We start from the raw sequence: 22528 nt of genomic DNA on the forward strand, positions 1-22528 counted from the left end.
AAACTTCCTCATTGGGGAAGTCCGTCTGTGTATGTGTTTTTGTACCAATAGGTTCCCTTAAGTTAACGGCTATGGAACTTGATTCGGGAGGTTAGGGGTAAATAGTAGAGTATTTCATATTTTAAAGAGTTTTCTTGCAAAGACTATATAGGATAAAATACTATTTTATACCATGAAGTTAAGCTACGATGCAATCGTACCTAAGCTTCAATTAAAACTAAAAAAATGAAGATTAAAACACTAGCAATTGCATTAAGTTTTACGCTGTTATCGCTTTGCAATATCAAAGCGCAATCCTACAAAATATCTGGCGAAATAAAAGGTTTAGATGTAGATACCGGATATATTTATGTTGAAGATGCTAATGCAGAAAGAGGATATCGGTTTGAAAAAATCCCTTTTGAGAATGGTAAATTCAATTATGAGGCAGAAATAAAAGAAACACAAGTGGTGACGGTTTCCTTTAGGTCGGATGCCTTAACAAAGAAAGTTGGAAGGGGTATTATTCCTGCAAAGTCGGCATTGCTCCAGTATATTGCCTATCCCGGAGCGAATATAAAAATAAAAGGACAGGCAAGCGATTTTTGTGATGCGTATCCTTACGGGGATAAAGAAAACGAAGTATTGACCGATATGAATAAGTGGATTTATCCATTAATGAATGAAATGGCTAATTATAGCGTAAGCAATGCTGTAGATTCAACGCTAACTGAAGCGCAGAAGGAAGTCAATAACAAAAAAGCAGAGAAACTATTTGATGAGGTTCTTCAAAAAAAGAAAGATTTTCTGGAAAGTAATGCTTCCACAGTGGCAGGTCTTTGGTTAATGGAAGATATGATTATCCGTTCTCAGATTGAAATTGAAAAAGTAGCCGAGTTAATGGACAAAGTCGATAACAAGTACATCGACCTAACTTATTATAAAAAGGTTTCTGCCAGAGTGAAGGGTTTTAAAGAAACGGGTGTAGGAATGATGGCTCCTGAAATTAAAGGGATCAACTTATTGGATAATTCCAATTTCAACTTAGAATCATTACGAGGTAAATTTGTAATTGTGGATTTTTGGGGAACCTGGTGTGGCCCCTGTGTGGCCGGCATGCCCGAAATGAAAAAGTTTAGGGACGAATATAAAGACAGACTTCAGATTGTTGGGTTAGCGAAAGACAGAAATGCCGAGGTTGTGAAAAAAATGATGGATAAAAAAGGCGTTGACTGGCCAAATATAATGGTGGGCGAAGACGACCAGGATTACGTTGCCAAGTACAACGTACAAGGTTACCCCACCAAAATATTGCTCGACAGAAACGGAAAAATACTAATGCGCTCGGTAGGTGAATTAGAAGGTTTTTATGAGGAAGTGGAAAAACTGATGGGAAAGTAGAAAGTTGATAGGTTTGGTTGAGGATTTCGCGATATGATAAATGAAGAATAAAACCATAAAAAATAAGATAATGAAGAGTATTTTAATAACATTTTGTGTAACAATAGGGTTTATATCCTGCCAAAAACCATTACCAAAAACAGTTCACCTTTATGGGGAACTCAAAAATTTTGGTACAGAATTATCTATGGGCAAGCAAACCCCTGAAGGATATATTTTAAGAGAAGGTGAGACTATAACCTCGGATGAACAGAATAAGTTTGACATTACTTTTGAATTGGATGCACCTGCCTACTTTAGATTAGGAAGAAATACCCTTTACCTAACACCTGGTGATGAATTAGAAGTGTTTTGTGATATGAATGATCCCAATGCCGGAAGTTTTAAAGGTGATGGTGCGCTTGCCTGTATGTATTTAAGAGCAAAACCGTTTCCTAAGGGAGGATCTTATATTGGCAGGGAGTTTTTTGAACCCGATACCGATTTTCCAAAAGTAAAGGAGTTGCTGGAAGTGAAAATTTCAGAGGCTTTACAAAAATTAGATACCTTGTCGGGCGTGAGCGAACAATTCAAAAAAATGGAATACGGGCGTATTCAGTTTGACGCTGCAAATTCATATTTCTCCTATTCTAATTATGCTACGTATTATTTGAAAATACCTCAGGATCAAATTAAAAGTTTTTCAGATAGTGCAAATGCTTATTTTAAACCAACCGTAAAAAAATACCTGAAGCTTGGCGGAGATGCAGATTATCTAAACGTAGATACCTACAGAAGTATTTGTGATGTTTGTGTTGAGGAATTGGGTGAAGAAAATGTAGATCAGGCTATCAAAGACTTTATTAGTACCTTTAAACTAAATATGACACTTTCGTCAAAAGGTCCTATTGAAGAAGTATTGGAAGAAAAGAAAAAAGTAGAGGAAGAAGTACTATTGCCGGAATACAAAGAAATTATTAGCAAGGCATTTAGCAAATATGATGCCCTTATGCCAGGTATGCCTGCGCCTGAATTAGCTTTTAATACTGAAGATGGTAAGGCTACACCATTAGCCAGCTTAAAAGGAAAATTGGTGGTAATTGATGTGTGGGCAACCTGGTGCGGGCCATGTATTGCTGAATCCCCTTATTTCGAAAAATTAGCGAAAAGATATGGGAACGAAGCGGTTGAGTTTATCTCCATCAGTATAGATTCAAGTGATAAACCCTGGAAGAAGTATTTGGCGAAACACGAAAAAAAATCGAAGCAGTATATTTGTAACCGAACGAATTTTGCGAAGTATGAACTGTTTGGAGTTCCGCGTTTTATGATTATCGACAAACAAGGAAACTTTATCGATGCCTTTGCTCCTGCTCCATCCAATGAGCGTTTTGAAGAATTGATCAAACAAAATATTTAACAGATAAAGAAAATGAAAAAACTAAATTTTTTACTTAGTATACTATCTGTCCTAATGATGGTATCATGCTCTCCCAAGGAGGAAATTGACTATGCTATTGTAAAAGGAACCATCCAGAATAATGATGCTGGCAAATTATGGATAAGAGATGTAGATAGGGAGACTACTGAACTTAAAGTAAATGAACAGGGTGCTTTTGTGGATACTATTAAAGCGGGTGAGTTCAGCTTTATTTACGAAAGAAATTATGCGGGCTTATATGCGCTTGCAGGCAGTGTTATTGAAATATCGGTAGATGCCAAAGATTTTGACAATACGTTAACTTTAGGGGGCGACTTGGTTTCATTTAACCAATATTTAATAACTAAAACAAAATTGAGTAATGATGAAAGAGCCAAAATGCAGGAGACATTTACCTTGGAAGAGACTGCATTTATGAAGGTAGCCAAAGAAAACACCGCGGCTTTAATCAAGGAGTTTGAAAAAGTTACAGGTATTCCTGATTCACTAAAAGAACTGGAGAAAAAGTCGGTTGAAATGAAATATTATTCCGACCTGGCCATGTATGTTAGTTATTATCCATATATGTCGAAAGATAATAGCTATAAACCATCAGAAATGTTATTGGCAGAATTGGATAAAGTTAACCTCGATGATGAAAAGCTATATAGATATTCATCAGATTATTACATGTTTACCAGAAATTATTTATCTATTAAAGGTAACCAACTATATAAAGAGGAAGGTTTGTCCTCGGAAGTTCTTGGTTTTTTCAAAGTACTCAACACTTTAAACAGTCAGTATGTAAAGAATAAATTAGGTCATATTACCATGCTTCAAAGGTTGGCAGATGCCGAAGATAAAGATGCCTTATATGAGGAGTTTAAAAAGTGCTGTAATGATGAAAAGTCTATAACTGAAGTTACCGAACTATATAATAAGGTTGGTAAATTGGATAAGGGCAAACCATCGCCAAAGTTTGTGGATTACGAAAATTGCGCAGGTGGGACTTCGTCGCTTGATGATTTTAAGGGCAAATATGTATACATCGATGTATGGGCAACCTGGTGTGGTCCTTGTCGTGCTGAGATACCTCACCTGAAAAAGGTTGAGCACAAATATCACGGTAAAAAAATTGAGTTTGTCAGTATCTCGGTGGATGTGGAAAAGGACAAAGAGAAGTGGAAGAAGATGGTGGCCGACAAAGAGCTCGGTGGGGTTCAGTTGATAGCCAATAACAAAGAATTTACCGATGCTTATGCTGTTTCAGGTATACCGCGCTTTATTCTAATTGATCCGGAAGGAAATATTGTATCTAAAAGCGCGCCTCGTCCGTCCAATCCTGAACTGATTACCCTTTTTAATGCGTTAGGTATTTAGTAACTGCAAAAAAATCAAGTTCTTATGTCTTTGATATGAAAACTTCCATGACAAAGCCTGCTCCGTGTTAGCGGAGGCTTTCAATTAGTTTGAAACAAAGGACTTTACTAATCGTAAATGACTGTTTCGAAAATGGGAGTAACACAGTATTTGGCGTTTTCCTGCAATGATTATTATTGGTTTGTGAATTTGTTCGAGAATCCCGGTCAGCTTAATGGCCGGGATTATTTGCTTGAACAAAGCTACTCAACAAGCGTTTTTGTATGTAGTCAGAATTGTTTATTATAGCAACATCAATTAATTGACGGTATAAATTCCAATGCAAAACCAATATTCATTAAATAAGGCCAATAAATCAATCGCTGTGCTTCCTTTTGTGAATATGAGCCCGGACGTTGATAACGAGTATTTTAGTGATGGTATTTCTGAAGAAATCATCAATGCCTTAACCCGGGTTGAAGGTTTAAAAGTCATTGCCCGAACTTCTTCCTTTGCCTTTAAAGGTAAGAATATCGATATACGCACTATTGGCAAGGAATTGGGAGTAGCAACCATTCTTGAAGGAAGTGTTCGAAAGTCCAATAACCAGGTGCGGATAACTGCCCAGTTAATTAATGCTGCCGACGGCGTTCATTTATGGTCGGATAATTTTGACCGACAGCTGACAGATATTTTTCAATTACAGGATGAGGTTAGCCTTTTAATTGCCGATCAGGTTAGAGGGAATGTGGGACACTTTGATATTCAGGATCACCTGGTAGATCAAAGTACCATAAAGGTGGATGCCTACGAATTGTTCTTAAAAGGAAGATACTTTCAGTTAAAATGGACCCCGGATAGCATAAAAAAGGCCGTTGAATATTATAATGGGTCTATCAAGATTGATCCAACATATGCCAGGTCGTACTATGGTAACGTGCAGTGCTATGGCCTATTGGCTGCCTGGGGATTTATGGATGCCCGGGAAGGATTTGAAATGGCGGGAGCGAATTTTTTAAAGGCGAAGGAATTAGATACGAAGCTTCCGGAATATTCGATGTCCTATATCGGAAAGAGTTTTTGGGGCGATTGGGATTTTGAATCAAGTTACAGGCAACTGTCACAATGTTTGATGGAATACCCTAAATATTCGGATGCGTTGGAGGCCATGGCAGAACTTTGCATTGCAAATGGCTATTTTTCAATAGCTGAAATATATATCAAGAGGGCACTTGAGGTTGATCCGCTTTCGCCTAATCATCATTATACCTTAGGTAACGTTAACTATCTTCAAGGAAACTTTGAAGAGGCACTGGTACATATCGACAAGTGTTTGCGTACTACACCCGAGTTCAAACTGGCTGTTGAACTAAAGGCTATGTGTTTAATTTGGTTGAACCGAAAACATGATTTTAAGGCATGTCTTGGCAACAGGAAAGATACCCAGCTGCAGGAACTGCTGTTTGATGCTGTAAATGATGAAAACTACGAAATGGATAAATCCATCCTGGAGTCATGGAGGAATGTCGCCGCAGATAAAAACCAACTGGTTCCTTACGAGATATTTATTCTGGCTAATTCCAATCATGAAGATGAGGCAATGGAATTACTTTGGCAATATGTGGCGCAAAAACGCGGACAAATCATCAATTACAGGTACGAGCCTTTTTTGTATAAACTGAAAGAAAGAAAGGATTTTGATGCACTTTATCAGGCCCACTTAAAAATAAACGAAATGCCCCAAATACCCTTGATTAAGGATAACAAAGGGAGTAAGCTGAATGAATCTGAGCTGGAGCTTAAAAAAGAAAAACTAGAGGTTTTTATTAAAGAAAAGCAACCTTTTTTGAATGCACGCTTATCTTTAACCAGCCTGGCTGAGGAAATTAATCTTCATCCCAATAAATTATCATACCTCATTAACGAAAGTTACCAGTTAAATTTTAATGAGTTTATTAATCAATATCGCTTACAACACTTCAAACAAATTGCGGTAGATCAAAAATTTGCTCACCTAACCATTCTCGGGTTGGCCTATGAAAGCGGATTTAATTCTAAAACCGTTTTTAATGCCTTTTTTAAAAAAGCGGAAGGCGTAACGCCCGGAACCTGGCTAAAATCGGCCAGAACTGCTTAGTTATCCAAAGTACGGATTTTCACCACTGACGTGCTGATTTTCACCTTTTAGTCCATATTTACAATTTCGGACGCATAGGTCTTTTTTAGGCCGCATCTTTGTATTGTCAATTAATTTTTAAAATTATAAACAATGCAATTCAATTTTAAAAAAACACTGTTACTAGGACTATTGATGTGTGTATGTGCCATCAATCTACTAAACGCTCAATATAGCGAAGAAACTACGCTTGAGGCGAGAAAAGAAACCAGACATGCCTTTAATGCATGCCCATTTGGGGTTGCTTTTGGTATTGTCTCTGCTAATTACGAATACCTGTTAAAACCCAATCATGGGATTATGGTTCGTTTCGATTACGAAGGCATTCCTAAAACCTATTCCGATGCTAATATTGATGCCAATGGCAAGGCGGTGGTGCTGAATTACCGGTATCATATCACAGCGGGTATGAAAGGTTGGTTTGCGGGTGCGTACGGAAGATATCGCTGGTACAATGGCGAAGGAAAAATTGACAACACCAATTTTGATTTTGAATTGCCGGATTTTACTTTTGGATTAAATGCCGGTAAACGATGGGTTTGGGAGTGTGGATTGACAGCTACTGCAGCCTTTGGTTACGGTGTGTCCTGGAAAGATCGTAATGTTCATAATTCAACCCCGCAAGTTGAAGCTGCCATTGATGTATTTGAAGAGAAATACGATTTTATCAATCCTTTTATGGGAGAACTTTCTATAGGTTATACTTTTTAATCAATACAAGTTATGAACTGCCTTTATACTTTAACGATAGCCATATTTATTTCAGTTAATGCGAGTGCCGAGCAGAATCACAAAGGCTATAAAAAGACGAAAAAGTACTTTCAAAAAGAACTGAAAAAAGATGATGTGCATAATGCCTGTTTATCCGTCTATTCTCCAGGCAAAAAAATTAGCTGGAGCTTTTACGGAGGTGATTATAAAGATGGTAGTCAGGTTTCATCTGAAAACCCATTTTACCTGGCCAGTATCGGAAAAACATTTACTGCCACCGTTATTCTGCAACTAACAGAAGAAGGTAAGCTAAAAATAGATGATACCATAGGGCAGTATCTTTCGTGTGAAGTGATGGAGGGTTTGCATATGCTAAACGACACTGATTATTCTAATGAAATAACCGTCAGGCATTTGCTGCAACATACATCCGGATTGCCCGATTATTTTGAGGGGAAAACTAAAGATGGTTCACCCAATATGATGGAAATGCTTTTAGTTGAGCCCGAAAAACTTTGGGAGCCCAATGAGTTAATTGTATTCTCAAAACATAAAATGGCACCTAACTTTAAACCAGGTACTGATTATCGATATACAGACACTGAGTATATTTTGTTGGGGTTAATCATCGAAAAATTGAGTGGTAGAGCCTTGTGCGACGTTTTTGAGGAACGTTTTTTTAAGCCCTTACAAATGCATCATACGTACATGAACCTAAGGTCTAAACCCCTTAAGCCCACAAGCAAAATAGCAGAAATGTATGTAGGTAGGATTGAAGTTAGTGCATTGAAAAGTTTAAGTGCCGACTGGGCCGGAGGAGGACTTGTTAGCACAACAGAAGACATCAATAAATTTCAAACCGCTTTATTTACTGAAAAATTGATTTCAAATGTATCTTTGGAATTTATGCAAAATTGGATACCGGAATCAAAAAGTATGTATTATGGTTTAGGGTTGAGAAAATTTGAGCTAAGGGAGATGTTTCCAATGCTGCCAAAGCTTACTTTAATAGGCCATTCCGGAAGTACAGCCTCCTTTATGTATTACTGTCCTCAGTTGGATGTCTACTTATCGGGAACACTTAACCAAACCAATCAGGTTAAGGAGTCCGTACTGTTAATGGTAAAGATATTGTTGCAACTCAAATAAATAATACCGAGATGAATATAAATAAAGTGGTTATTGCAGGTTCAACCGGGTATTTGGGCAAATACATGGTAAAAGAGTCAATTCAAAGAGGATTGCCTACTATTGCAGTGGCCCGTAACACCAATAAGTTGTCTGAAGTAAACTCCCCCAATCTGTTAAAACTTAGGGTCGACTTTAATAAACCTACAACTATCAGCAGCGCACTTGTCGGTGTGGATACCGTCATATCCTCGTTAGGGATAACGCGGCAAAAAGACGGCCTGACCTATATGGATGTGGATTACCAGGCGAATGCCAATTTATTAAAAGAAGCCAAGAAAGCCGGTGTTCGGAAGTTTATCTATATATCCGTGTTGAATGGCCAAAACATGCGACAACTCAAAATCTGCGAAGCCAAGGAAAGATTTGTGGATGAACTAAAAGCATCCGGATTGGAATACTCGATTATTCGACCTACCGGTTTTTTTTCTGATATGAAGGATTTCTTGGATATGGCTGCAAAAGGAAAAGTTTATTTGTTCGGAGATGGGAAAAAACAAATGAACCCTATTCACGGTGAAGATCTGGCTAAGGTGTGCCTTGATGCAGTGGAAACCGATAAGCAGGAAATAGAAGTAGGCGGGCCAGAGGTTTTAAGCCATCGGCAAATAGCTCAAATAGCCTTGCAAGCCTATAACAAGCCCATAAATATAAAGCACTTACCCGACTGGATTAGACGCTTTGTTATTCAAGTAATGCGTATTTTTACTACAAGTAAAACCTATGGCAGTATCGAGTTTTTTCTTACTGCCATGGAAAATGACATGGTAGGGATTAGTTACGGGAAGCATAAACTCAACGATTTCTTTAAAAGCCAGATTTCATCCCTTCCTCATACAAAACGATAATTGTATAAAAAATAATAACCTTTGATTAAATGAATTAGTACCTTTAAAAAAACTGAACAAGTTAATCTTAACTCAATTAATTAATTTTATCTATGAGTGAAAGTGACGATTCAAATGTTCAATATTTGCGTAAAACACTGGATACAGTAAGGGAAATCAATCAACTTTTAATGGTTGAAAAAGATGCAACAGTTTTAGTACAACAGGTATGCAAAATATTGATACATTCAAAAGGATATCTTTTTTCGTGGATTGTTTTATTTGATTCGGAACAAAAGGTTATTCAAATCGAAAATGCGGGCAAGGTATCCGGATTTGAGGCGTTAAAGAAAGAAATCTTACAAGGATCTTTGCCAAAACATTATCAGGTTGCTTTGGAAAGAAACAAACTGGTCACTTTTGAAAATCCAATCATGGATTGCAAGCTCAGCTTTGCGTGTAAAAAAAGTTGGACATCATTTATTGCCCCATTGCAGATAGATAATGTTATTCGTGGTTTGTTGTGCTCGGCGGTTCCCAATACGAATTTATCTATACCGTTGGAAACAGAAACCTATAGAGAAATAGCTCATTCTATTAGTGTCGCTTTGTCTAATATCATAGCTTATAAAGCTTTTAAGCATGAAAAGGATTTGGTTAAAAAGAGCGAATTTAAATATAAATCACTTATTAATTCTCTGAGCGACCCGCTTCTTATACTTCAGGAGGGCATTGTTAAATACGTGAATCCTGCCTTAATTAGGGCATCTGGTTATAGTGAGCGTGAATTTATAGGAAAGGAATTTACCCGGTTTGTGCCCGCGCAAGAATTGGAAGGTATAAAAGATATACATTATAAAAGACTAAAAGGGGATAAAGTCGACACTGTTTACGAGTCCGTTGGAATCTCAAAGAGTGGGGTGCGGATTCCAATTGAGATTAACGTCACTCCTATTGAGTTTGAAGGTAGGCCGGCTTTCCTGGTTATCCTCCGCGATATTTCTGCTTATGTAGAGAAAAACAAAAAACTGTCAGACTCGGAACAATTAATGAATACGTTGATTCAGAGCATGCCCAGTGGGTTTCTGCTGATTGGGGAAGATTATAAAATATATAGGGTAAACGATAGAACCAGCGAAATTACCGGTTTTTCCATTGATGAATTGCAAGGCGAATATTGCGATATCGTTTGTCCTAAAGGGGCCCAATCGAAAGATTGCCCCATTTGGGAGCAAGGCCAGGTGGAATTTTCCGGGATGGATACGTTGGTGAAATGCAAAGACGGGGGAAAAACACCAATCTTAAAAAATGCACAAACGGTTGTAATAGAGGGGAAAAAGTATATATTGGAAAGTTTTCTGGATATTACAGCCAGAAAAAAGGCGGAAGCCGAACTGTTGAAAGAGAAAGAAAGGGCTGAGGAAAGTGATCGTTTAAAGTCTGCTTTCCTGGCCAATATGAGTCACGAGATCAGAACACCGGTAAACGGTATAATGGGTTTTGCCGATTTGTTGAAAGATCCTGATTTGGCAGGAGACGATCATAAAAAATTTGTGGAAGTGATCCATAAGAGCGGTGAACGGATGCTTAATACGATTAACGATATCATCGATATTTCCAAAATTGAGTCGGGGTTGATTCAGGTTTCTTTACAAAAGCTGGACTTAAACGAATTTGTTAACGAGCTTTATCAGTTTTTTCAGCCTCAGGCACAAAATAAGGGGATCGATTTATTAATGAAACGTGGAGAAGACTGTGTTTCTGAGATTACAACCGATATAGACAAACTAAATTCTATTTTAACCAACCTCCTTCGTAACGCCGTCAAATTTACTGAAACAGGAAGCATCACATTGCAATGCCGACAATTTGGCAAAGAAATAGAATTTGCGGTTGCCGACACGGGAATTGGTATCAGGAAAGATAGTCAGCAATCTATCTTCGACAGGTTTGTGCAAGCCGATACCACCACTTCAAAAAAATATGAAGGCTCCGGACTGGGGCTGGCTATTTCAAGGTCATTCGTAGAAATGCTGGGAGGTAGCATATTGCTGGAATCTGAATCAGGTAAAGGGACAACCTTCTTTGTTAGATTGCCTATTGATGGTCTGTGTCAACCGCAATGATAACCGGGACTCTACCATGGTATCCCTTAACTTCCGGAGAATAATAATTAGAATGAAGCAGCACCCCTATAATGTTAGATGTAGAATCGAAGACTACACGCCAGGGACCACTTGAATTAATATCGCTGGCTTTGTTAAATACGGATTTTGTTTGCTCCAGTGAAAATCCATAAATTTCTTTCTTTGCTTCTCCTAAGATCTGATATCCGAATATTTTGTTTTGGTTAATACGATGGCCAAAACGATCAATATTGGAAATACAATAAGATAAAATTTTCTTAAAGGGTGATTTTTCATCGGTTTCATATCAAGGCAATATCAGCAATAAAAATTACACCATAATTTAAGAAAAGTCAATAAAATCTTTTATTTCAGTAATCTTATATTCAGTGCGGTCTGTTCATAATATGGGAGTTCCGTCCACTTCAAAAACGTCATATACAATTGTGCCCTTATGTGAATATAAGTCAGTTGTAATTTATGGTTTGTATATCTTTCTGTTAGAATAGTAATATTCAAACCAATTTTCGGCCCCAATAAAATGTTTGTATTCTAAAATCTTATCAAAAAGGATATTAAGTGGGATTTCTGTAAAATAGGTGCAACTTGAACATATTAGAACAAGTTCTTCAGATTCTTTAATTTATGAAATACGATGCGTCTCCTTTATTGTTAAAAAAACATCTCGTTCTTGCGCCAGGTTTTCAATGGTAAAAACCGAGATAAACTGATATGCAGGGGTGTCAAATAAAGTAAGGTTCTCATCTTTTTATAATTGCCCTTTAAAGGTATTTGTGTAAACTCTTCAACTGGTTTTGTTCGCTCACCGGAGAAAGTGCAAGCAAACCCAATGCTATTTTTTTTCCAGCTTTTGCTATTCCAGTTATGTTGAGCATTAGTAAAACAATTCAAAAAAAATAAACTAAAGATGAATATGTGTTTAACCCGCAATATGCATTAGAATTTCTATTACACATTGAAATTACTTCAAAACAAGACACTTCGTTGCATCACTTCAACTCACCAGAACGATGCTATGCCTCGTTTCAGTAATGCCTTGTTTTATTTTACTTGCAATGCTCATGACGAACCTCCAATACATAATCCGGGTTTAAGCTGAATTCTCATGGTAATAAAAGTCAGTTCACTGTACTATGCTTAATAAACTCTATAAATATGTGATGCCGGTCTGTCGTCCATAGCCCTCTGGCTAAGGAAATTTAAACTAGTAAATAAATGCATGTTTAGGTAGTCAGCTCTCCACCTTGCCAAGGAGAGCACTGCCACGCAGTGGTGGGGAGGTGGTTTTATACGTTTTTGCGTATTCGCTATAAGCCATAATACATATTTATATATACTTCTCAATATACAAAAAATGATGACTTGTACCTCTAAATTTTAGTTAATAGACATTATAACTAACCAATGACTAGTCCTACTTAGTGCATCTACGAAAACGCTCTATTCTATAAATTCTCCTTAGTGATTACCTCTAACCCGTAAAGGGGAATTAGCTGTCTATGGGGAGTTCTGGTTCTCCCTTTAGAGCCTGTCCCGAACTCGTATTCGGGAGAGTTAGAGGGTTTTTAAAAGAGAATTGTTGCCTTTTCTTATAGCCACTGTTTAAGGACTGCCCACTGTTTATTTCTATCAAATTGTAAAGTTAGATGCATGATTATGACATAAATAAACAGAGACTGCACTTAAGCGGAATATCTCGCTAAGTGCTATTTAGTCTCTTATCTCAAAATCTCATGTCTGGTTTATTGACCACTGACTAATGCGCCTCGTGCCAATTGGCTCCCACTCCCATATCAACCGATAGCGGCACAGAAAGCTTACACGCATTTTCCATTCCTTTTTTCACAATATCTTTTACCTCCACCAGCTCACTTTTTACAACGTCAAAGTTCAATTCATCATGTACCTGCAGTATCATCCTCGATTTAAGGTTTCTCTTGTCCAATTCGGCCTGTATGTTAACCATGGCCATTTTTATGATGTCGGCAGCAGTACCCTGGATAGGCGCATTAATGGCGTTACGTTCGGCCATGCCACGTACCACTCCATTGCGCGAATTGATATCGGGTAAGTTCCTCTTTCTGCCGAAAACGGTTTCAACATAACCTTTATCACGGGCTATCTCAATACTCTTGTCCATATACGCTTTCACTTCGGGGAAGTTCTCAAAGTAGCCATCAATAATCTCTTTGGCCTCACTACGCGAAATGGTCAAACGCTCTGCCAGCCCAAATGCCGATATGCCGTAGATAATCCCGAAGTTGGCTGTTTTAGCTTTTCGTCTCATATCGGAAGTAACCTCTTCTAATGCAACTTTAAATATTTTGGCCGCCGTGGCGGCATGAATATCTTCGCCATTGTTAAAAGCGGTTACCAATTGGGTATCCTGACTTAAATGTGCCATCAAACGAAGTTCCACCTGAGAGTAATCTGCCGATAAAAATACGTGTCCGTCATCGCTGGCTATAAATGCTTTTCGTATCTCACGTCCATCTTCGTCCCGGATAGGGATATTCTGGAGGTTTGGGTTTACGGAGTTCAGCCGACCGGTAACAACCACTGCTTGGTTGTAGGTAGTATGTATTTTACCGGTTTTAGGATTCACCAATAACGGCAAGGCTTCCACATAGGTGTTCAATAGTTTCTTTAATCCTCTAAACTCAAGAATCTTATCTATGATATCATGTTTGCCTTTGAGCTTCGTCAGTGTTTCTTCGCTGGTGCTGTACTGTCCCGATTTGGTTTTTTTCGCCTTGGCGTCAATTTTCATATGCTCAAAAAGCACTTCGCCCACTTGCTTTGGGCTGGCCACGTTAAATTCCATGCCGGCCATCCCTATAATATCTTTTTCGAGGGCATCAATCCTTACGGTTAACCTTCCCGAAAAATCCTTTAACTCGTCCACATCCAATTTTACACCGGTGGCTTCCATTTCTGCCAGAACCAAAAGCAAGGGCATCTCGGTTTTGTAGAAAAGTTCTTCCAGTCCGGCTTCTTTTATTTTAGGCTGCAGAAATTCTTTCAATTGCAATGTGATATCGGCATCTTCGGCAGCATATTCCTTGGCCTGTTTTAATTCAACCTGTCGGAAATTCAACTGATCTTTACCTTTTTTACCGATCAATGATTCCAGTTTTACGGGAGAATAGCCCAGGTAGGTTTCAGCCATAAAATCCATGCTGTTCTTCAGTCCAGGCAATGCCAGATGGTGGGCCACCATGGTGTCGAATATCTTGCCTTTAACCTTTATGCCATAGTTTTTTAATACGAGTATATCATATTTTAGATTCTGACCTATTTTAACAATATTCTCATCTTCCAACACCAGCTTAAAACGCTGTGCCAGTGCCATGGCTTTTTCCTGTTCTTGCGGGAAGGGGACATAATAAGCCTCGCCTTTTTTCCAGGAGAATGAAATTCCCACCAACTCTGCGATACTGGTGTCAAGACTGGTCGTTTCCGTATCGAAACAATATTCTTTTTGCACACTTAGTTCAGCGGCCAGTGAAGCATAGGCTTGATCGTTATCCACTACATAATAGCTGTGCTCTAGGTCATTAATTGTCTTTAGGGAAGAAGCAAAAACCGGGGTTTCTTCAACCTGAGGCTGGCCAAACAGATCACCTTGAGTGGGGGATGCAGTGGCCACTTGTACAGGTTCTAAGCCAAAGCGAGCCAACATGCTCTTAAACTCCAATTCCTCGAGTAAGTCCATCAGTTCTTGTTTGTTGGCTTCTGAAACTTTTAAAGCCTCTTCATCTAAATCAATAGGTACATCTACCTTAATGGTGGCCAGGGTGTATGACAGTTCTACCTGTTCTTTAAAGTTGACGAGGTTCTCTTTCCTCTTTCCCTTAAATTCTTCGATATGCTCGTAAATGCCGGGAATACTTTTGTATTTGCCAATGATGTCTTTGGCTCCTTTTTCACCAATTCCGGGACAGCCAGGGATGTTATCGGAAGCATCGCCCATCAAAGCCAAAATATCTATAACTTGTGTAGGTTTTTCAATGGCAAATTTCTCTTGTACTTCAGGTATACCCAATATGTCCATTCCACCCCCTTTGCTACGGGGCTTAAACATCTTCACATTGTCCGTTACCAATTGCGCATAATCTTTATCGGGTGTCATCATAAATACCTCAAAACCTGCCTTGTCCGCTTTGCGCGAGATAGTCCCGATAACATCATCCGCCTCATAGCCATTCACCTCCAGAATCGGAATGTTTAGCGCCTCCAAAAGTCTTTTGATATATGGAACGGCCAGTTTTATATCTTCGGGTGTAGCTTCCCGTTGCGCCTTGTAGGGTTCAAACATTTCGTGCCTGAAAGTTGGCCCCGCAGGGTCAAAGGCTACTGCCAGATGCGATGGCTTCTCCTTTTGCAGCACTTCGAGCAGCGAATTGGTAAAACCATAAATGGCCGAAGTGTTCAGCTTTTTTGAGTTGATGCGCGGAGCTCTGATAAACGCGTAATAAGCTCTATATATTAATGCATAAGCATCCAGTAGGAATAGCTTTTTGTTATCTTCCATCTTATTAAAGTATTAGGATTTAAATACAGCGAAAAATACAATATCTACCGTCTTTCGTCTGACAAAAAATCTCTCATCTAAAAAATATTATTTCTTTCGCTCGGTTGTAAAAATAACGAGTTCTTTTAATGATTGTTTAGCCTCAGAGTCATCAAATTTGTCGAGAATTTCAAGAGCCTTGTTTTTATATTCAATCATTTTGTCGTGTGTATATTCAATTCCCCCGTTATTACGGACAAACTCAATGACCTCGGCCACTTTTTTGTCGTTTTTATGATGCCGGCGAATAATTGATAATACTCTTTTTCGTTCTTTGGCTTCGCAGTTGTTGAGTACATAAATCAAAGGAAGGGTCATCTTTTTTTCCCGGATATCGTTTCCGGTAGGTTTCCCGATCAGGTCGGTTTTTTCGTAATCGAAAAGGTCATCCTTTATCTGGAAGGCTATTCCCAGGTAAGTACCAAATTGCTTCATCAGCTCCCTTTTTTCTTCTTCAGCATCCACAGAAAAAGCCCCTGCCGTGGTGCAGGCGGCAATAAGTGTTGCTGTTTTTTTGGTAATGATCTCGTAATATACTTCTTCTGTGATGTCCAGCTTTCTGCTCTTCTCAATTTGAAGCAATTCGCCCTCAGCCATTTCTTTAACAGCAGTAGAAACCACTTTTAACGTGCCAATCTGATTGGTATCCAAAGCCAGCATCAATCCTTTCGACAGAAAATAATCTCCCACAAGCACGGCGATCTTCGATTTCCAAAGCGCATTGATGGAGAAAAAGCCACGGCGTTGGTAGGTTTCGTCTACCACATCATCGTGTATGAGGGTGGCGGTGTGTAACAATTCAATTAAGGTAGCCGCAACATACGAAGCTTCAGAAATAGTCCCTGTTAATTTAGCCGATAGAAACACCAGCATAGGGCGCATCTGTTTTCCCTTCCTGCGTAAAATATAATTGGTGATAATGCCCAACAACGGAATTTTTGATTTAAGCTGTTCACTGAAGAAAGGCTCAAATCGCTCCATCTCATTTTTTATGGGGCGTTTAATACTGCTCGATGATGCCATATAATGGTATTGCGGTAACTTAATTTATTAAAACCCCCAAATTTAATGAATTAACCGAGAATCTGTCTTTAGGAATTTGAAAAATTGCTAAAGATGGCAGGCAACAAACGAATTTTGGAAAACAAAATTTGTGGCTATACTTACTCGTCATCCGAGAAGGTAATTGTTTAAATAATATTTGGGTTTGGTCGAATTGGTAATGTTTTTTTGTATCTTTTGCCTAACTTGGACAAGCTAAATTCAAGGAAGATAACTTTTTAATACTATGCAGGGATAGCTGTATTAATTAATTAAAACACATTACCATGGCGATATATAAGTGTTTGGCCTGCGGCCATATTTACGACGAAGAAAAAGAGGGTGTATTGTGGGACGATTTACCGGACGATTGGTCGTGTCCTGTTTGTGGAGCTACCAAAGATATTTTCGATAAACAAGACGACGACGAGGAAAGCGCTGTTGCAGATACCCAAAGTAACAAGAAAGAAGAATTGGAAGAGGCGTATTTAGCCCAATGGGAAAAAGCTTCTGATCCCAACGAGGTGTATTTAAGCGAGATACATACCATGGCTGAAACGGGCGAATCTATTTCGGAACCCATGAAAACGAAGAAACCTATTATTGCCTGGGACGATGTTTTAATAAAAGGAGCGCAATTATCAAAAATCCCTTTAGATAAGAATGACGAAGTGAATACCCAAACCACCATTGGCCCCAATGCCCAACATCCTTTGGTAATTGAAACACCCGTTTATGTCAGCCATATGTCGTTCGGTGCTTTGTCAAAAGAAATTAAAACTGCCCTGGCCAAAGGAAGCGCCGCGGCAAAAACGGTTATTTGTTCCGGCGAGGGGGGAATTTTGCCCGACGAATATTCTTCGGCTTACAAATATATTTTCGAATACGTTCCCAATGAATACAGTGTATCGGACCAAACGTTTAAGAAAGTAGATGCCGTAGAAATTAAAATTGGTCAAAGTGTTAAACCGGGTATGGGTGGACACTTGCCGGCAAGCAAAGTAACCAAAGAAATTGCAGAAATACGAGGCAAGGAGGAGGGTAAGGAAATACACAGCCCTGCTGCATTTGCTGATATAAGATCTAAGGAAGATTTAAAATCAAAAGTGAATTGGTTGCGCAAAAAAACAGGCGGGAAACCAATAGGCATAAAAATAGCCGCGGGAAACATTGAAGATGATCTGGAGGTGATTTGTTTTGCCGCGCCAGATTTTATTACCATCGACGGGCGGGGAGGAGCTACCGGTTCTGCTCCACGTTTTGTCAAGGATTCAACTTCGGTACCTACCCTGTTTGCATTGTTCAGGGCACGCAGGTTTCTGGACGATAAAGGAATAACAGGGATTTCACTGATCATAACCGGCGGATTAAGAGTTTCCTCCGATTTTGCCAAAGCGCTGGCCTTAGGTGCCGATGCGGTAGCTGTCGCTTCTGCGGCCATGATTGCTGGTGGTTGTCAGCAATATAGAGTTTGTAACACAGGTAAATGCCCGGTAGGTATAGCCACACAAGATCCTGAATTACGAAAAAGACTAAGCATTGAAAAATCGGCCAAGCGAATAGAGAATTATCTAAAAGTATCCACCGAGGAACTAAAAGACTTTGCCCGTTTAACGGGGTACGACGATGTACACCAGCTGACAATAAAAGATTTGTGCACAACCAATAGCGAGATATCGGACCATACCGATATTGAACATGTTTAACGGTAATTAATGGAAGTATTAAGAACGGTTCTTTATTCGTAAATAGATTGCCGTTCTGTTTTATTCTCAATAATCATACAATAACTTTTCATTCCAGCCTTGCAGATTCAAGTATATTTTATCGCTCTGGATTTGTAAAGGTGCGATATCAAAAGCAAAACTTCTGGTGGGAACCGCATCGCATGCTTCACGGTTTTCCAGTGTCAGCCATAATAATCTTTGTTCGGGATAGGATTCCATGACAGCCCCCGAATCGAATAGGCAAACTTTCCAGGTGGAACCGGCACAGCCAGAAGATGCAATATCCACACGTAAAGAATCGCCAATTATTTGTGCCCCGGTAATTGTAAAGTTGTCAGATCTTGTGTTCGAACTTGAATAGGGAAGTATTATAACCTTGTCGCCGCAAGGATATTGAGGTAGGCCGCAATCGCAAGGGCAATCTTCTTTGCACGAGAAAGAGAGCGTAAGAATTGCAGCGAGTATTATAAAGATGTACTTTTTCATAATTAGATGTTTAGTTATGTCTCTAAATAAATGACAGCGAAAATTAAATGGGTTGCGTTGCTTCAGTTAAAAAACACATTTAATTTTGTTTAACCTTTCGGTATTACTGCATTCCGTACTTTTGTGGTTTACAATTTAATGATATTATGCAAAAAGCAGAAGCTTCTACAAAACCGCTTTTCTTTTACGGGTTTGTTATTGCTGTGATTGGTACCCTGGGGATTTGGGCCAGTGTTCCCGGGCAGACAATGGGGGTAAGTACCTTTACCGATCCAGTGAAAGATGCCTTAGGGTTAAATAGAAATGCCTTTAGCTTGGCCTATGCCATTGGTACCGTTGGGAGTTCGTTTTTGTTGGGTATGGCTGGTAAATGGTTCGATATTTATGGCGCCCGCAAGGTGGCTACATTTGCGGCCTTCGGCTTGGCTTTGTCCCTGGCAATAAGTTCTCAATCACAGGTGATATCTGAGTTTGTGCTAAAATTACTGGGAATCAACACCTGGATTGTTCCTTTCGTGGTAATGATTATCTGTTTCTTTTTTATTCGTTTTACAGGGCAGGGAGTGCTTACCTTGGCCTCGCGAAACATGATAATGTTGTGGTTCGACAAATACAGGGGAAGCATTAATGCCTTTAGCTCCATAGCGGTATCGTTGGGTTTTTCTGTTTCACCCTTGATGATCAATTATTTAATTGAAGGAAATGGATGGCAGAAAGCATGGCAGATTTTAGCCCTGATCTTGCTATTCATGGGCATTCTCATTTATTTGTTGTACCGGGATAAGCCTGAAGTAATGGGCTTAAAACCGGATGGCAACCTGCTTAAAAAGAACGATAAAGTAAAGAGCGATGACGATAGAAAACAGTTTACAAAATATGAGGCTCTAAAAACAAGGGCATTTTGGATGTATAGTCTGATGTTGGCGTTTAACGGTTATTTCGTGACTGGGCTAACATTCCATATCATCTCGGTTTTTGATAGTGTTGGACTATCCAAGGCAGATGCCATTTCCATATTTGTGCCCATGTCAATTATTTCGGTAACTACTTCTTTTATTTTTAATGCGGTCAGCGATTTTGTTAAACTTAAAAAGCTATTGTATGTGATGATTCTAGGAGGGATTATAGTTTCTCTGGGATTGGCGTTCTTGAATTTTCCCTGGGGATATTATATGTTGGTGGCCGGCTCGGGTATAATGGGGGGAATGTTTGCAGTGCTGTCATCCGTGGCTTGGCCTCGGTTTTATGGCAGAAAAAATTTGGGTGCCATTTCTGGTGTCAGTATGCAAATGATCGTGTTTTCCAGCGCATTGGGGCCTTTGTTGTTTAGTTTGTCGTTTAAAATGATGGGTTCCTATTCGGTAATTGCCCTGTCGGGATTGATAGGCCTGGCCTTGATAGCCATTTTCTCCTTTAAGGCTGATAATCCTCAGTAATGGATGAATAGTCCTGGTTTTTGTCAATAGTGACAAGAATTGAAATTGTTGATAATAATGAACCCAAAATTGACATTAGACTTCACCTGATTGCCAATTCGGTGATCAAAATCTAGGCATTACTTATACACGCAATATGCATCAGATATCCTGTCGTGCAATTTAACTACTTGAAAACAAGGCGTTTCTCAAATTTTCTTTAATTCACCAGAGCGGTGCTATGCCTCATTTCAGCAACTTCTTGTTATATGGTATTTTAAATGCTCGCTACGTACCTCTAATTACAAAATCTTAAACACAGCAAGGTAAGATTTTCTATCCTGATAGCAATCGGGACAGCTTCTGCCTATTGATATTAATGAAATTTTTAATTCCTAATGCCAGATCTCGGATAAATAATAGAATGTCCTAACATGCCGGAGATTATTGTCATTTGATCGGACATTCCCTATGCGAAGTTTTTAATGGTTAGTAACCAATGTTTAATATACTTTTGAAAGGTATCACCACCATCCCGGGTATAACGATATGCCAAAGGAGATAGGGTAAAGTTCGGGCCCTTTGTCGTTCTCGAACATTTCCGATAAGTAGTACGTGGCATATAAGTTAATGGCTTTGAAACCCACACGCAACTGTGCTCCATACCTAAAATCATTCAAAGCGAAGCTATCATTGTTTTTGTCTTTGGTTCTGTCGCCATCAATTTTCGAAACTACCTTGGTGTGCGATTTTAATCGGTATCCGCCAATTACTCCCGTGGAAATATAAAAAGCATCCGGCCTTTTGCGGCTGAACTGAAGTTCGAATAGAACAGGAGCCGTCAAGTACAGTGTTGTTAATTTATTCTTTTCTATGGGATCAGAGATAGCCACTGAGCTTAAATTCCCATTAGCAAGGGAGACGGGGATATTTGGATTGTCGAAGCGATAATTGTTGTAGGTCAAACCTAATCCGGTAACAAAACCTACGTTTCCACTTCGGCTCAATGAAATATTTTGTTGGAAAGCATTGACCGAAACCTCAATGGATTTACCGGTATTTAATGATAGATAATTGTATCCATCGGGTAACGAAAAATTCCCATCGCGACTCATGTAGTTATTTAGTCCGATATCCACTCCCCAATAATGGGCCCTAAACTTTCTGTGTTTCTTATGGTCGTTTCGGTTTTGTTCGAAGCTTTTGTCTTTGTCGAAGGAGAACTCTTTGGTGCCGTCTTCATCCACAATTTCGACTTTAGATCCAAAAAACTTTATTACCGTTGTATCCCGGTCAACAACTTTTGTTTTGCAGCTATCTTTTCCGGTCACTTTTTGATCCGCATAAACCACTCTAGCGTCGTTTTCAACAATTGTATCTTCCTTCAATTTGGATGTAGGGTTGCCGTTTTTATCTATGTAAGATATTTGGCCGTTCTGCACCGCTTGGGCCACACCATCAATAAAGGTTCCAATAGATTGATATTCGCAAGGAATGATCTCAAGCCCCTGGAGATTTATATATCCCATTTTACCGTTCCTCAGTACTTTGGCAATGCCATCTTCAAATTCCCAAATTTTATGGTATATGGCAGGGATAAACTCGTGCCCCGAAAGGTTTACAAATCCTGTTCTTCCATTTTTCAGCACCTTTGCTTTGCCGTCTTCAAAAGTTCTGATCTGATCGTATTCGCAAGGTATAAATTCATTACCATGTTGGTTTACATAACCAATTTTGCCATTTCGAAGAACACGGGCTTTACCGTCTTCAAAACCCCATATCATTTCGTAAATGGTAGGAACAATAATATCGCCGTTGGTATTATAAATTCCAAGCTTACCATTTTTTAGTACTTTAATGTTTCCGTTATCTTGCAAGTTCCAAACCTGATCGTTTTCGCAAGGAATAATGATATCGCCGTTTTGATTGACCAGACCAATCTTGCCATCTTCCATTACACGGTAAAAACCATCGTCTATTTCCCAGTATTTGTCGTAAGCGTTCAAAAACGGCTTATCCTGCGCCTGACCTATTAAGGCGAAAAAAGTAAACAGTAGTATGGTAATTAAATATCTCATGAAAATTAAATTGAGTTTTAT

The 22528-nt window shown here is 39.0% G+C and carries 14 protein-coding genes; 10 read left to right on the top strand and 4 right to left on the bottom strand.

The window, feature by feature from the left end; translation table 11 throughout:
* Positions 1–225: 225 nt before the first annotated feature.
* From ACRD64_RS20315 to ACRD64_RS20350, 8 genes are all read left to right on the top strand, one after another.
* Complete coding sequence (locus tag ACRD64_RS20315; protein ID WP_430935480.1) at positions 226–1380, top strand: redoxin family protein; 1155 nt, start codon at positions 226–228, stop codon at positions 1378–1380.
* A gap of 70 nt (positions 1381–1450) precedes the next feature.
* Positions 1451–2779, top strand: a complete 1329-nt coding sequence (locus ACRD64_RS20320) for a TlpA family protein disulfide reductase (RefSeq protein WP_430935482.1) — start codon at positions 1451–1453, stop codon at positions 2777–2779.
* 12 nt (positions 2780–2791) lie between these two features.
* Positions 2792–4159 carry a TlpA family protein disulfide reductase gene (locus ACRD64_RS20325; RefSeq protein ID WP_430935484.1) on the top strand — a complete coding sequence of 456 codons (1368 nt, stop codon included), beginning with the start codon at positions 2792–2794 and terminating at the stop codon, positions 4157–4159.
* A gap of 319 nt (positions 4160–4478) precedes the next feature.
* On the top strand, positions 4479–6275 hold the full coding sequence (locus tag ACRD64_RS20330; protein ID WP_430935486.1) for a helix-turn-helix domain-containing protein: 1797 nt from the start codon (positions 4479–4481) through the stop codon (positions 6273–6275).
* A gap of 132 nt (positions 6276–6407) precedes the next feature.
* Positions 6408–7025, top strand: coding sequence for a DUF3575 domain-containing protein (locus ACRD64_RS20335; RefSeq protein WP_430935488.1), 618 nt, complete (start codon positions 6408–6410; stop codon positions 7023–7025).
* Positions 7026–7037: 12 nt separating this feature from the next.
* The gene (locus tag ACRD64_RS20340; protein ID WP_430935490.1) at positions 7038–8174 is read left to right on the top strand and encodes a serine hydrolase domain-containing protein; all 1137 of its coding nucleotides are present in this window, start codon (positions 7038–7040) and stop codon (positions 8172–8174) included.
* Between the two features lie 11 nt (positions 8175–8185).
* On the top strand, positions 8186–9061 hold the full coding sequence (locus ACRD64_RS20345) for an SDR family oxidoreductase (protein ID WP_430935492.1): 876 nt from the start codon (positions 8186–8188) through the stop codon (positions 9059–9061).
* A 92-nt stretch (positions 9062–9153) separates the two neighbouring features.
* Positions 9154–11166, top strand: a complete 2013-nt coding sequence (locus tag ACRD64_RS20350; RefSeq protein ID WP_430935494.1) for a PAS domain S-box protein — start codon at positions 9154–9156, stop codon at positions 11164–11166.
* Between the two features lie 1777 nt (positions 11167–12943).
* Here the strand turns inward: ACRD64_RS20350 and polA are convergent.
* Positions 12944–15721, bottom strand: a complete 2778-nt coding sequence (polA, locus tag ACRD64_RS20355) for a DNA polymerase I (RefSeq protein ID WP_430935496.1) — start codon at positions 15719–15721, stop codon at positions 12944–12946.
* Between the two features lie 87 nt (positions 15722–15808).
* Positions 15809–16783, bottom strand: a complete 975-nt coding sequence (locus ACRD64_RS20360) for a polyprenyl synthetase family protein (RefSeq protein WP_430935498.1) — start codon at positions 16781–16783, stop codon at positions 15809–15811.
* A gap of 305 nt (positions 16784–17088) precedes the next feature.
* On the opposite strand from ACRD64_RS20360, the gene ACRD64_RS20365 reads away from it, so the two are divergent.
* Complete coding sequence (locus tag ACRD64_RS20365; protein ID WP_430935500.1) at positions 17089–18507, top strand: glutamate synthase-related protein; 1419 nt, start codon at positions 17089–17091, stop codon at positions 18505–18507.
* A gap of 66 nt (positions 18508–18573) precedes the next feature.
* Here ACRD64_RS20365 and ACRD64_RS20370 read toward each other — a convergent pair whose 3' ends face one another.
* Entirely contained in the window at positions 18574–19014 is a 441-nt protein-coding gene (locus ACRD64_RS20370) for a hypothetical protein (RefSeq protein ID WP_430935502.1), read from the bottom strand.
* 146 nt (positions 19015–19160) lie between these two features.
* Between ACRD64_RS20370 and ACRD64_RS20375 the strand changes: the two genes are divergently transcribed.
* On the top strand, positions 19161–20450 hold the full coding sequence (locus ACRD64_RS20375) for an MFS transporter (protein ID WP_430935504.1): 1290 nt from the start codon (positions 19161–19163) through the stop codon (positions 20448–20450).
* 503 nt (positions 20451–20953) lie between these two features.
* Here the strand turns inward: ACRD64_RS20375 and ACRD64_RS20380 are convergent.
* The gene (locus ACRD64_RS20380; protein ID WP_430935506.1) at positions 20954–22507 is read right to left on the bottom strand and encodes a WG repeat-containing protein; all 1554 of its coding nucleotides are present in this window, start codon (positions 22505–22507) and stop codon (positions 20954–20956) included.
* Positions 22508–22528 lie beyond the last annotated feature (21 nt).

Source organism: Saccharicrinis sp. 156 (assembly GCF_050589685.1).
Taxonomy (GTDB): domain Bacteria; phylum Bacteroidota; class Bacteroidia; order Bacteroidales; family Marinilabiliaceae; genus Saccharicrinis.